Consider the following 13,444-nt stretch of genomic DNA (forward strand, 5'->3'; position numbering starts at 1 on the left):
GATTAACCAGTTAGTTAGACTCTAGATTGGTTGCCGCCGCCCTTCAATCACAGCGAATCGAGGTCGCCGATGAGCCCGCCAGCCATGCGTAGGGCCGACATCCGCCGGGCGCGGAGGTTCCAGCTCGTCTTCCCGATCCTGATGCGGCTGCTCTGGTCCAGCAGGCAACTGGAGTTCGCCACCCAACGCATCCGCCGGCCCGCCCGAGCGGTCATTCCTACTCGGCACGGCGAGATCCGGGCGCTCGTCTATTCGCCGCCCACCGCCGGCCCGGCACCCGTACATCTCCTCATCCACGGCGGCGCGTTCATCATCCGCGCGCCCTGGCAGGACGGCAGCATCGCCAGGTACCTGGCATCAGAACTCGGCGCGGTGGTCGTCGTCCCCGACTACGACACCGCGCCGGACGTCCGCTGGCCGATCGCCGAGGAGCAGAACTACGACGTCTACCGCTGGATCCTGGCCAACGGAGAAACCCGAGGCTGGGACATCTCGCGGCTGACGATCGGCGGCGCCAGCGCCGGCAGCAAGTTCGCGATGGACGTCGTCGCCCAGGCGATCGAGGACGGACTCCCGTTGCCCTTGGCACTCACCTCGGAGTTCGGCTGTGCCGACCTGTCCCGGCCCGACGAGACGCGCACCAGTCCGATCCCCAACCCGATCGTCTCGGCACAGCTGATCGGCCTGGCCCGGCGGACGTACTTCCTCGGCGCCGACCCGCACGACCCGAAGGTCTCGGTCGCGCTGCACCCGCGGCTGGCCGACTTCCCGCCGACCCTGATCATGACCGGCGAACACGACACGTTGCGCCACGAGATGGACGAGCTGGCCGGCAACCTCACCCGGCTCGGCGTCGACGTGACACATCGCCAATTCGCCGGTGTCGATCACGGCTTCACCCACAACAAACCCGTCGCCGTCGCCCGCGAAGCCGTCTTCATGATCGGCGACCACCTCCGCCGCGCCTACGACCGGATCGATCCCGAACACCCCAGTCAGGAGAAACCGTGACCAATCAGACCTGGAGCCCCGAGCGGATCGGCGACCTGACCGGGCGGACGGCGTACATCACCGGCGGGAACAGCGGCATCGGCTGGGAGACCGCCCTCGTCCTGGCCCGGCACGGCGCCCGCGTCGTCCTCGCCGGTCGCAGCCGCGCGAAACTCGACGAAGCTGCCCACGGACTGCGCGCGGCCGTCCGGAACGCCGCCGTCGAGACCTCGCTCCTGGACCTCGGTTCGCTGGCCTCGATCCGGACCACGGCAGCCCACGTCGCCGCGACCGAAACCATCGACTGGCTCTTCAACAATGCCGGCGTCATGAACGTCCCCGACCGGCGGACGACGACCGACGGCTTCGAGCTCACCTTCGGCACCAACCACCTCGGCCACTTCGCCCTCACCGCCGGCCTGCTCCCCGCCTTGCTGCGCGCGGAAGCGCCTCGGGTGATCACCGTCAGCGCAATCGCCGGCACCTGGCGCTCCGGGCGGCTGACCGACCTGCAGAGCACCCGGCGCTACAGCGCGATGGCGGCGTACGCGAAGTCGAAACGCGCCAATATCGTCTTCGCTCAGGAACTCGCCCGCCGCGGCTCCGGAACGAAGCTCACCTCGATCGCCGTCCACCCAGGCTCCGCGCTCACGAACCTGCAGCGGCACAGCACCGGCCCGATATCCCGCCTCGTCATCGCGCTGACCCGGCGCGCAGTGATGGGCACCCCCGAAGGCGCGGCCTGGCCGTCGCTGTACGCCGCGACCAGCCCCGACGTCGTGAACGGCGGCTTCTACGGCCCGGCCGCGAACAATCAGACCGCCGGAACCCCCAAACCGGTCGCCCTCCCCAAGGACGCCGACGACGCCGGGCGACTCTGGGAGGAGAGCGAACGGCTGACGGATACGAAGTACGACCTCTAGATCGCGCTCTAGCTGCTGGTGGCAGAATGGCGGTTCGTGACAGGTGGGCGTGCAGAGATTGCGGCCGCGGCTGATGTGCTGCGGGCCGGTGGGCTGGTGGCTTTCCCGACGGAGACCGTTTACGGGCTGGGGGCCAACGCCGAGGATCCGGCTGCGGTGGGTCGGATCTACGCGGCCAAGGGCCGGCCGACGTCACATCCGCTGATCGTGCATCTGGCGTCCGCTGAGCAGCTGGACGACTGGGCGGACGACGTACCGGCGGCGGCTCGCGTACTTGCCGAGCGGTTCTGGCCGGGGCCGCTCACGCTGGTGCTTCGCCGTAGCCGGCGGATCCCGCTGGAAACGACCGGCGGGCTGGAGACGGTCGCGTTGCGCGTCCCCGACCATCCGGTCGCGCTCGAGCTGCTGTCGGCCTTCGGCGGCGGGGTCGCGGCGCCGTCCGCGAACCGCTTCGGCTCGGTGAGCCCGACGACCGCGGACGACGTCCGCGCAGAGCTCGGGGACGCTGTCGCAGTCGTTCTGGACGGCGGGTCGTCGGCCGTCGGCATCGAGTCGACCATCGTCGACGCCACCGGCCCGCAGCTCAGCGTGCTGCGGCCGGGCGGGGTCACACGTGAGGAGCTCGAAGCAGTTCTCGGTCAGCCCCTCGACGCTCCGGAGACCAGCCCGGTGCGGGTCCCGGGCCAGCACCCCTCGCACTACGCGCCGAATGCGCGCGTCCTGCTCGTCGATCCCGACAAGATCGCGCTCGAAGCCGACCACGCCCGCGAGCTCGGCCACCGAGTCGGCGTACTACTGCCGCCGACCCTCGCCAGGACGTCGATCACCGCGGACTTCGTCCGCACCGTCCCGGAATCGCTGGCCGCCTACGCCCACGACCTGTACGGCTACCTCCGCGAGTTCGACCGTCAGCACTGCGACGTCGTCATCGCATCCCTACCCGCAACCGAAGGCCTCGGCGCAGCGATCGCAAACCGCCTCGGTCGCGCCGGCGGCCCCCGCCCAACCGCCTGACCCCTCAACGCACGCTGCATCGATGTAAACGTGACAATGAGCACTGTGGGTCAGGGGGTGGTCACCTATTGCATGCGATAGGTGGGCGTGGCACATTTTGCGGCGCCTCTCCGGAGTGGGGAGGGTAGGCAAGTCATGGGGAGAAACTGTGAAGTCGCTTCGCATCAGCAAGGTGTTCGCCGTCGGGTCGGCCATGATTGTGATGGCTGCGGGGACCACTGCGGTTGCAGCTGGGACTGCCGCTGCCGGGAGTAGCGCTTGTAACAACACGGTGGTGGGCGGGCCGAACAACTCGAACGGATTCCTGCAGGCCAAGGCGGGCTCGCCGTACCGTAAGGGGCCGGGCGCGAGCTACTGCGCCTACAGCAACCGCGAGGGCACCGGGGCGATCTGGTGTACGAAGCGCAGCGCTGACGGCAACCCGTGGTACCTGGCCCGCGACACGTCGTCCGGCGTCGTCGGCTGGATCTGGGCGGGTAACGTCACGAGCACGACCGGCACGATCAACAACTGCTGACGCAGACCGCGCGGGGGCTCACCACAGACTTGCTCTTGGTGAGCCCATTGGCCGGCCGCACCGGCCGAAGTGGCCCGCGGCGGCGTGGGTTTCTAGGATTGGCTGATGCACTCTGGCTCTCTCGTTGCCGGCCGGTACCGCCTTGAGGAAGAACTTGGCCAGGGCGGTATGGGTGCTGTCTGGCGCGCCACGGACCTGGAGCTGGGTCGGGAGGTGGCGCTGAAACGAGCGATCGCGGGGAGCGCCGGGCAGATCCGTCGCGAGGCCAAGGTCGGCGCGGGGGTGCTGCACCCCAATGTGGTGACGGTGTTCGACACGGTGGCCGATGGCGACGCGCAGTGGCTCGTGACGGAGTACGTGCAGGCCATGAGCCTGGATCGGATCATCGAAGTCGACGGACCGCTCCCGGAGGCGCGCGTCCTGCGGATCGGCGTGCAACTGGCCACGGCTCTGGTCGCGATTCACGAGCGTGGCATCGTGCATCGCGATCTCAAACCGGCCAATGTCCTCGTCACCGACGACGATGTCGTCAAGCTCACCGACCTCGGGATCGCTCGCTGGGCAGAGGTGACGCAGACCGGCGGCGCTCAGCTGACGGGCACGGTGGGCTATGTCGCGCCCGAGATCGCGAACGGTGGGCAGGCGACTGCCGCCTCCGACGTGTTCTCGCTCGGCGCCACTCTCTACGCGGCCGTCGAAGGCCGGTCCCCCTGGGGAGATGGCAGCGACGGGCCGTTCGCCCAGATGAACCGGGCGGCGAAGGGGTCGCCCATCCCACACCAGCTCGCCCGCCGGCTCGCACCGCTGCTCGATGCCCTGATGGAACCGGACCCGGCGCGTCGCCCCTCGGCGGCCGCGGCCGCCGGTCTGCTGCAGGGGCACGATCTGCCGCGCCGGTCCTGGCAGCAGCGACTTCGAACGGTACGACGTAACGCGATGCTGACGGCAGCCGCCGCGATCGTCGTGGTGGGCGCCGTCCTCCTCGGCTGGCTGCTCCCCCGCGGCTCGGCACCGCAAACAGCCGCACCGCCAACGACGACGCCGCCGCCGAACTCGATCGGGCTCGGGTCCGATCCAGCGACGGCCGATCCCTGCGCGCTGATCCCGGTGACGGCCCTCCGCGAGTTCGGAAAGGCCTACGTCGACCCTGAAGTCGATGGCTTCGCGACCTGCGTGATCACGAGCAATCTGGACGAAGGCATCGGCCAGGTTCAGTCCCATCTCGTGTTGACCGGCCCGGAAGAGTACCCGTCGCGTCCGGTGCGACCGGGTGTGCTGGGCGAGATCGAGCGGCCCGATGAGAAGACGGACAGGTGCGAGCGGTCGTTCAATCTCCCCGACACCAACCGGGTCACGCTCGTGACGACCCGCCTCGACAAGGCGGAGCAGACTCGGCTCTGTCCGATCGCGAACGCGCTCATCCTGGATGCGCTGACGGTCGTGCTGAACGGTCCGCCGGCGCGACGGCCGGAACTGCCGGCGAACTCGCTGGACAAGGTCGACGCCTGCCGATTGGTGGACGGCGCAGACGCCGGTCAAGCGTTCGGCAAGCCCAGCGAGCCGCCGGTTGCGGACTTCGGCAACTGGGGATGTTCCTGGGAGGCCGGGCGTAGCGAGCTCAGCATCAAGTTCACTCGCGTGTGGCCGATCGAACCTGATGCGGAATATGGCGGCAAAGTCATCAAGGTCGGCAGCCGGAACGCGCGTCTGATCCCCGATCCCGACGACAAGACCACCTGTACCGCGATGGTGGTACACCGCCAATACACCCCGAAGCTGCCCGTTCTGGAGGACACACCGGAACAGCGCCAAGAGGTGGTTTCCGTCGTGTTGGAAGACCCCACCGCTGCGGATCCGACGACGGTCTGCGCGCGAACAGAGGCCGCCGCCGAGGCCGTCGTACGACGACTCCCGGACGCGGGTTGACCATGGAGCGGACCCCGCGCAGAGCGAAGTTCAACCAGTTCCGGAGCCTTCAGCACGCGCCGGGCGAAGCGCAACCGGGCACCTTGAGCGTCCTCACCGTCACCGAGAACCTCGTCGTGCCGCCCGCGCCCAACGCGGAGATCAGCTTCGGGCGCAATCGGCCGGCCGTCGACCTGTGCATCGGCGAGAACGACGTACGGATCAGCCGCGTGCACGGCACCCTCAGCTACCAGGACGGACGGTGGTGGCTGCGCAATCACGGCCGCCTTCCGATCCGGGTGTCGAACGCCGTACTGCTCCACACCGGCGGCGATCCGCTCCCGCTGGCTGTCGGCCACACCATGCTCTTCCTGCGTGGGAACCGGCAGCGTGAGCATCTTCTGGAGGTCCTCGTCTCGGACGGCGACGGCCGCGCCGCCCAGCCGCGGCCGAGCCAGCTGACAGTGCCGCCGAAGCGCTGGCGGCTGGCTCCTGAAGAACATCTGACGCTCACAGTCCTCGCGCAGCGCTACCTGGCCTACGATCTGCAGCCCCTTCCATTGACCAGACAACAGGCCGCGGCCGAGCTCGCCGACCTGCGACCCAACGAGGTCTGGACCGCGAAGCGTGTCGAACACATCGTTTCGCGCCTGCGGCAACGGCTCTCCGACGCCGGCGTCGCCGGGCTGCGCCGTGAGGAGGTCGGCGAACCGGTCGGCCTGACCTTGACGGTCAATCTGATCTGGGAGCTCGTGCAGTCCACCACGATCGTGCCCATGGATCTGGAGTGGCTGGAGCTGTCCGGCGACCAGCTGCCGCCGTCCTGATCTGCCTCAGCGATCCAGCAACCAGCCTCGGTCGGCGGCTTTCACCCCGGCCTGAAATCGGCTGCGGGCACCGAGGCGGCTCATCAACTGAGCGATCATCCGGCGGACGGTTCGCACGGAGACCCCGACCTGAGCGGCTATATGCCCGTCGGTGCACCCGAGCGCCATCAACCGCAGGACCTCTTGCTCCCGCCAGGACAGCTCGGCCGCGACGACGACATCGGCGCCGACGACCGGCACAGCTTCGGACCAGGCCCGTTCGAAGTACCCGATCGTTGCCGCAAGCACGCTGTTCAGCCGGAGCACAGCAACACCTCTGTCAACTCCGTCGGCAGGTAGCACAACGGTCCTGCCGTCGATGACGAGTGCGTTCACCATCACGACCGGCGTCGTACGAACCGAAACCCCGTACTCCGCCAACGCACGAATGTGACGCGACCAAGCCGGCGTGGTCCGCACACTGTCGGGAAAGAGCGCGCGGTACCGCACCCCGGACCGAACGTCACTCGGCCCGAACGTCGCCCCCGTCGGCGCCAAACTGCTGATCGCGATCACCTCCGCACCCGCTCCAGCCAGCAAGGCGCCAACCCCGCCCGCCGCAGGCGTCTGCTCCGAACCGGCCCGCCTGGCCAGCGTCGTGAAGGTCATGGTCGTCGTCCCCCCGGGAGATGAGCGTCCCAAGATTTGTACAACCAGACCTCCGGGACCGGTCCCCAATCCGCGCGTGAAGTGAACGGAATCCGGCCCTCGAATGACCTGGGATTCGGGTCGCGCGGTCGGCGAGGCTCGAGGACGTCAGTGCTTTCGTCTGTGCGGAGTCGTTCGGTATGAAGAAGTGCGTTGCGTTGTTGCTGTTGGCCGTTTCGATGTCGGTGCTTGCGCCGTTGAGCGCGTCGGCTGCTCCGGCCGGGGAGCCCGAGGTCAGTCCGGCTGGGCGGACGACGTATTACATGACGCAGTACTCGGTGGCGAACCGGGTCACTGGGGTGAATGTGCTGACGTTCGGGCGGCAGACCATTACCAAGGTGTTCGTGTACGGGATCGGGGTCGGGCTCGAGTTGATCAAGAACGGCGAGCCGAATGTCAGTTTCGCGGCGGTGTACGACAACGCGGATCACACGAAGAGCGTTTACCGGACGGCGACGCTGGCCGAGTACCCGTCGTACGACCGGCTGCATGATCGCTGGACGTTCAAGATCGCCGGCGAGCTGCCGAATGCCGTGATCGCCGCCTCGTAGCGCGATGCTGATCGACGGTTCGACGTCGGTCGAAAGCTTCGGACGTCTGCAACCTCGTTCGGCTGACGCGTGTGACTAACCGCGTTGGCTAGATCGAGGAGGCACGTTTGATGAGGCGACATGGTCGGATCCTGGTCACCGCGATGGCGGTGCTGGCGACCGCGCTGGCGGTTCCGTACGGCAGCGCGGCTGCGCCGCCGAGCAGTGGGCCGCCGGTGCGGCCCGGAGATGAAGGTAGGCGGACGGCGACGGTCACGCTGGTGACCGGTGACAAGGTGACCGTCAGGCCGGCGGGAGATTCGTGGGAGGTGAAGATCGATCCGGTCCGGCCGGTCGGAGGCCCGGCGGGCGGGTTCTTCCGGCAGGTGACGAAGGACAAGGTGACGGTGATACCGATCGAGGCCTTGCCGCTGGTCAAGTCTGGAGTGCTCGATCGTTCGTTGTTCGACGTGACCGGGTTGGTCCGGCAGCGGCTGGACGACGCGCACACCGCCGAGATCCCGTTGCTGGTCAGAAGCAAGGCGCGGAAGGCGCTCGGGTTCGGGAAGGTCACCCGGTCGTTGCCGTCCGGCGGGCTGGATGCGGTCGTAGTACGGAAAGCTGGTGCGCCGCTCGAGCTCGGCAAGCTGCCGGCTGGTACGAAGGTCTGGCTGAACGGGCGAGCGAAGCCTTTGCTGGACGTCAGCGTGCCCCAGATCGGTGCGCCGACGGCCTGGCAGGGCGGGCACACCGGCGCCGGTGTGAAGGTCGCCGTCCTCGACAGCGGTTACGACCCGAGCCATCCCGACCTGGTCGGCGCGGTCAAGGACAGCAAGGATTTCATCGGCGACGGCATCAAGGACACGGTCGGGCACGGGACCCACGTCGCATCGATCCTGGCCGGCCGGGGGACGGCGTCCCAGGGGAAGTACACCGGGGTGGCCAAGGGCGCGGACCTGCTGATCGGCAAGGTCTGCAACACCGTCGAGTGTCCGTTCGACGCGATCATCGCCGGGATGCAGTGGGCGGCCGCCAGCGGCGCGAAGGTGGTCAACCTGAGTCTCGGCGGCTCGGAGACCGACGGTACGGATCCGTTGTCGGCCGAGCTGAACCGGCTGACCGAGTCCACCGGAACCCTGTTTGTCGTTGCTGCCGGCAACAGCGGCCCGCGCGGGCTGGTCTCGAGCCCGGCCAGCGCGGATGCGGCGCTGACGGTGGCCTCGGTGACCAAACAGGACGAGCTGAGCGAGTTCTCCTCGGTCGGGCCGCGGCTCGGTGACCACGCGCTGAAACCGGATCTGGCCGCGCCTGGCTCGGACATCGTCGCCGCTCGGGCGGCAGGCACACTGGACGACGTCGCGGTCGACGAGCAGCATGCGCAGTTGTCGGGGACCTCGATGGCGTCTCCACATGTCGCCGGCGCGGCCGCGATCCTGGCCGGCAAGTACCCGACCTGGACGGCGGCGCAGCTCAAGGCGAGCTTGATGTCCAGCGCCAAGCCGATTCAGGCCGGCGTGTTCGCCCAGGGCACCGGCCGGGTCGACGCCGCCCGCGCTGTGGCGCAACCGGTGTCGGTCGTACCGGCGAGCGTGAGCTTCCAGGCCGTGCGCTGGCCGAGCGCGAATCCGCCGGAGCAGCACAAGAAGGTCACCTATCGCAACGACAGCGACCAGCCGGTCACCTTGGGACTTCGCCTCGACTTCCGCAACCAGGACGGCCAAGCCGGCGCAGGCGCGAAACTGGCTACGGACAAGGTCACTGTTCCCGCCAAGGGATCGGCCGACGTGACGGTGACGGCGGCGCCGGACGGGCTGGCCACCGGGACCTACAGCGGCCGGATCACCGCCTCGACCGCTGACCAGGCGATCGTGGTCCAGACCACGCTGGGCATCTTCATCGAGCCGGAGAGCTACGACCTCGCGTTCACGGCGATCGACCGCAACGGCAAGACCCTGCCGACCGGCAGCTCGGGCGGCACCGCCGTGGTGCAGAGCCTCGACGACTGGGATCGACGCATGGAGCTCGTCCTGGCGGGTGAGAAGCTGCGCCTCCCAGCCGGCAAGTACGCCGTGTTCGGCGCGGTTGACACACCGGTTCCCGGCAAGGTCCGGCCGGCTGTCACCATGGCCGCGATCGGCGAGCTCGACGTCCGGGCCGACAAAGTGGTCCGCGTCGACGCCCGGGACGGCCGGCCCGCCGGAGTCCAGGTCGACCGCGGGGATGCCAGAGCCGGCGGCACCTTCGGCATGATGGTCAGTTCGGAAGGACGCCTTGCCGGAGCGATGCTCGGCCTCGGCCCGGACCAGTACGCCATCCCGACCACAACCCATGCGGACTTCGCCTACTACACAAGGGCTCAGCTGGAACACACCGGGATCAGTCTGGTCGGGAAGCCGGAGCTGGCGCTCGCATGGGCGCCGGACACGGCCGAGTTCGTCGGCAAGCAGACGTTCGAGGCCGCGGACGCCGGGCGGGGTCGCGCGGAGGATCTCGAAGGCCGGGATCTGACCGGCAAACTGGCCTTGTTCACCCTGACGGCCGCGGACGGCAACGTGATCAACGAGACGGTCGCGCGGCTGCGGGCCGCCGGGGCCGCGGCCGCCTTGTTCTACTGGAGTGAACCGCTCCCGTTGTCCGTCGACGAAACGGAGATTCCGTTGATGTCCGTCGACTATCCGGCCGCGGTTGGGCTCGCCGGGCAGCGGCTGACGTTCGAGGGCAAGGGCACCAGCCCGTACCGCTACGAGCTGGCGATCCCGGAGCTCGGGAAGATCCCGGCGAATCCGTTCTACCGGCTGCGCGATCACCAACTGGCCAAGGTGAACGCCGCGTACCACTCGGCGCTGCCGGGCGGTACGGCCTACACCGACTTCGACACCACGGTCGGCGACTTCTATCTGGAGAGTGGTATCTGGTCGGGCGCTCTCCCTGCGCCCTATCAGCGGACCGAGTACTACTCGCCAGGGCCCGTCGTCTGGTCCCCGATGGTGCGGATCAAGCAGGGCGCCGGGAAGGCGCCCGAGCAGTCGTTCCGGGGCGTGGACCGCACTTATCGGCCCGGTGAGCAGCTGACGGTCAACTGGAACAAGCCCGTGCACGGTCCAGGGTTCGGCAGGTTGCGGGACCGGGGCGAGGAGCGCCCGCTCCAGGCGTATCGCGACGGAGACAAGCTTGACGTTCTCGTGCCGTTGCTGACGGACGCCGCCGGTCACACCGCTCTCGCCGACCCCGACGAGCTCGGCTTCACCGACAAGGGCCAGACCGCGCTCTACGACGCGGCCGGCAAGTTGATCGGGAAGACCGGCTCCCCGGACTCCGGCGTGTTCACAGTTCCGGCAGCCACTGGCCGATACCGCCTGACCGCTGAGGTCCGCCGTACCGACCCGTCCTGGCCCTTGGCCACCCGAGTCACTGCGGACTGGACCTTCACCTCGTCCAGAACCAGCAAGCCGACCGAGCTGCCGCTGCTCGGCGTCCGCCTGAACCCACCGGTCGACCTGCTCGGGAATGCCCCGGCCGGCCGATCGGTCACCATCCCGGTGACGGTCTCCGGCGGGCAGCCGCGCAAGGTCGAAGTCTCCTACGACGACGGAGCGACCTGGACTCCAGCCGTACTCCGAAACAGCGCCACCGGCTGGACCGCGACAATCCGGCACCCGGCCGAAGGCATGGTGTCTCTGCGATCGGCCGCATCAGATGCTAAAGGCAACCAAATTGTGCAGACGACGTACCGGGCCTACCGCCTGAAGTAGCACCTCGCGTGAGGCAGACCCGGCCCGCACCGGGTCTGCGTCACACGGCTCAGGGGCAGAGTTCTGGGGAGCGGCCGGTGGTGGTCAGGGCGGTGATGTCGGTGAGAGTTGTCGGTAGATTGCTGCGGGGGGTGAGGGTGCCGTCGGATCGGCGGCGGCGGGTGTAGGGCTGGCCGGCGGTGATTGCGGTGATCAGGAGTTCGCCGTTGACGGCGGATGCGGCGACTTGGTCGGCTGGGTCGTTGGTGGGAGTCGGGAACTGCCAGGTGCCGTTGGACCGGCCGATCGCGTAGTAGAGCTGGCCGGCTGCGGCGATCACGACCATCAGGTCTTCGTTGACGGTGGCAACGGCTAGCGACGTGATGCCGTCCAGGGTGGCGAAGAGGTTTCGTGGGGTCCAGTTGCCGTCGGGGAGGCGGACGCGGTGGTAGATGTGTGAGCCGTCGACCTGAAGCATTTCGAAGCTGCTGTTGCGTTCGGCGGCGGCTACCAGGCGCGCGTTGTTGCCGATTCGGTTCGGGCCGTCCCAGCGGCCGTCGGGGAAGCCCATGGTGTGGTAGACGACGCCGCCTGCGGCGAAGGCGACCTGCAGGCAGCCGACGACCACCGCCGAGGTGATCGACGAGACGGCGCCGAGTCCGCCGTACAGGTTGCGGCCGGCCCAGCTGCCGTCGACGGATCGGAGCTGGTGGTGGATCACGTCGCCGTCGATCTCCATCAGGTTCAGCGCGCCGTTGAACTCGGACGCCGCCACCAGGCGGGCCGGATCGCCGAGTAGGTTCGGGCCGTTCCAGCTTCCGTCGGCTTGCTGGATCGCGTGGTACGTCGTACCGCCCGCGACCAGAACGAGTTGCACCTGGGGGTCGAGCGCAGCGCCGGGGGCGTCGAGCCGGTAGAGCGCGGCCGCGCCGGGGGCGAGGGCCACGGTGATGGACGCCGGGCTCGGCTGGCTCTGGTAGGTCCTGGTCGCTGGGTCGAACCGGGAGACGGCGGTAACCCTTGTGGTGTCGACGTTGAGGGTCGCCTGGGTGGCGGCGGAATGGCTTGGGTTGGCCACCAGCAGCCAGCGGGTCAGTGGCTTGCGGTCTTTGCTGCGGAAGCGGCTGAGGATGACCGGGCTACCGGAGGTACCGGTCAGGTACTTGTCCGGGCCGAAGGGAATCGTTCCGGACGGGCGGGAGCCGTTCGCGTGGGTCACGGACTCCGACACCAGCGGCTTGAGCTCTGCGCCGGCCGGAGCTAGCCAGTTGGCGTGCAGCGTCTTCGCGGCGTCGTACAGGTGGGTCCGGTTGCCGTCGTAGTCGAACAACGCTTGCTCGTACAGGCCGTCCGGGCGTTGGCCGGGCGACCAGTAGCAGAAGTACTGGATGCCCTTGCAGCCGTAGGCCAGACTGACGTTCACCTGCCAGGCAAGCTCCGCGGCCGTCGGCATCCGATAGTGGAAGTGCTTGACCGAGAGGATGTGGATCCAGGTCGGCAGCCCGGCGCCCAGGCCGGCCGCGCGCATCTCCTGCCACTCGGCGAAGTAGGCGGGGTGGTCGCGGTCGAGGAACAACGGGTAGCGGTCGTACGACAGCAGCGGTGGGCGGAAGATCCGGACGAAGTCCTGGAGATAGGCGCGCCAGCCGCTCGGCATCCACGGTGCGCCGCCCATATCCGGCAAGAGATTGACGTACGGCAGCAGGCCCGGCGCCGCGGCGCGCAGCGGGGCAGAATCGTTGGCGACCTGCTGAAATGCGTCCTGACCCGGTTCGTCGTACAAGCGGTAGCCGACCACCGACGGATGCCGGGAGTACTCCTGGTACGTCTCCAGCGCCCGAGGGCCCCGATTGACCACCAGCGCCTTCAGCCCGGTCTGATCGGTGAACGACAGCGTGCTGTGGACGTACGCCATGTCGTCATCGTCCGTCTCCCCGACGAGCGTCGCGGTGAACCCGGCGTCCTTCATCTCCTGGAACCGGGCCAAGGTGTTGAACCTCGGCTGCATCGACGGCGGCCAGAACGCCACGATCGGAAGCTCCGGCCCGGACACCAGCGGCATCGCAGTACAGCCGGCCGCAGCAGCAGCTTGTGCAGGTGTGGCGAGCGCAGGCACGAACGGCAGTACACCCGCCGCGGCAGCAAGCTTCAGCAGTCCTCGGCGGTCGAGCTCGAACCCGCCGGTCACCCTCGGATCTATACGCATAGACCGCAGTAGAGCACCGCGCCGGCGGGCGAACCAGCCATATCAACCTGGTCAAAACGATCGTCCACTCGATACCGCGGCCACCGGCGAAGGTTGTTCGCCGGTGGCCGGGGG

The 13,444-nt window shown here is 68.5% G+C and carries 10 protein-coding genes; 8 read left to right on the forward strand and 2 right to left on the reverse strand.

The genetic code is table 11. The annotated features are described in order from the left end of the window. Positions 1–84: 84 nt before the first annotated feature. From HPO96_RS20930 to HPO96_RS20955, 6 genes are all read left to right on the forward strand, one after another. Positions 85–1,011 carry an alpha/beta hydrolase fold domain-containing protein gene (locus HPO96_RS20930; protein WP_171675214.1) on the forward strand — a complete coding sequence of 309 codons (927 nt, stop codon included), beginning with the start codon at positions 85–87 and terminating at the stop codon, positions 1,009–1,011. Then, the gene (locus HPO96_RS20935) at positions 1,008–1,913 is read left to right on the forward strand and encodes an oxidoreductase (protein WP_171675215.1); all 906 of its coding nucleotides are present in this window, start codon (positions 1,008–1,010) and stop codon (positions 1,911–1,913) included. Before HPO96_RS20930 ends, HPO96_RS20935 begins: the two co-directional genes overlap by 4 nt. A gap of 36 nt (positions 1,914–1,949) precedes the next feature. After that, on the forward strand, positions 1,950–2,927 hold the full coding sequence (locus tag HPO96_RS20940) for an L-threonylcarbamoyladenylate synthase (RefSeq protein WP_171675216.1): 978 nt from the start codon (positions 1,950–1,952) through the stop codon (positions 2,925–2,927). 148 nt (positions 2,928–3,075) lie between these two features. After that, the gene (locus tag HPO96_RS20945) at positions 3,076–3,444 is read left to right on the forward strand and encodes a hypothetical protein (RefSeq protein WP_171675217.1); all 369 of its coding nucleotides are present in this window, start codon (positions 3,076–3,078) and stop codon (positions 3,442–3,444) included. Positions 3,445–3,549: 105 nt separating this feature from the next. Next, positions 3,550–5,370: a serine/threonine-protein kinase gene (locus tag HPO96_RS20950; protein ID WP_171675218.1), complete on the forward strand. Its 1,821-nt coding sequence runs from the start codon at positions 3,550–3,552 to the stop codon at positions 5,368–5,370. A gap of 2 nt (positions 5,371–5,372) precedes the next feature. Continuing rightward, positions 5,373–6,176, forward strand: coding sequence for an FHA domain-containing protein (locus tag HPO96_RS20955; RefSeq protein ID WP_202886251.1), 804 nt, complete (start codon positions 5,373–5,375; stop codon positions 6,174–6,176). A 6-nt stretch (positions 6,177–6,182) separates the two neighbouring features. On the opposite strand, the gene HPO96_RS20960 is transcribed toward HPO96_RS20955, so the two are convergent. Next, positions 6,183–6,824, reverse strand: coding sequence for a helix-turn-helix transcriptional regulator (locus tag HPO96_RS20960; RefSeq protein ID WP_171675219.1), 642 nt, complete (start codon positions 6,822–6,824; stop codon positions 6,183–6,185). A 179-nt stretch (positions 6,825–7,003) separates the two neighbouring features. Between HPO96_RS20960 and HPO96_RS20965 the strand changes: the two genes are divergently transcribed. Both HPO96_RS20965 and HPO96_RS20970 read left to right on the forward strand, forming a co-directional pair. After that, positions 7,004–7,414 (forward strand): hypothetical protein, encoded by a 411-nt coding sequence (locus tag HPO96_RS20965; RefSeq protein ID WP_171675220.1) that lies wholly within the window; start codon positions 7,004–7,006, stop codon positions 7,412–7,414. Positions 7,415–7,524: 110 nt separating this feature from the next. Next, positions 7,525–11,145 (forward strand): S8 family serine peptidase, encoded by a 3,621-nt coding sequence (locus tag HPO96_RS20970; protein ID WP_171675221.1) that lies wholly within the window; start codon positions 7,525–7,527, stop codon positions 11,143–11,145. Positions 11,146–11,194: 49 nt separating this feature from the next. Here HPO96_RS20970 and HPO96_RS20975 read toward each other — a convergent pair whose 3' ends face one another. After that, positions 11,195–13,312: a hypothetical protein gene (locus HPO96_RS20975; RefSeq protein ID WP_171675222.1), complete on the reverse strand. Its 2,118-nt coding sequence runs from the start codon at positions 13,310–13,312 to the stop codon at positions 11,195–11,197. Positions 13,313–13,444 lie beyond the last annotated feature (132 nt).

Origin of the sequence: Kribbella sandramycini (genome assembly GCF_013131805.1) — a bacterium.
Lineage (GTDB): Bacteria > Actinomycetota > Actinomycetes > Propionibacteriales > Kribbellaceae > Kribbella > Kribbella sandramycini.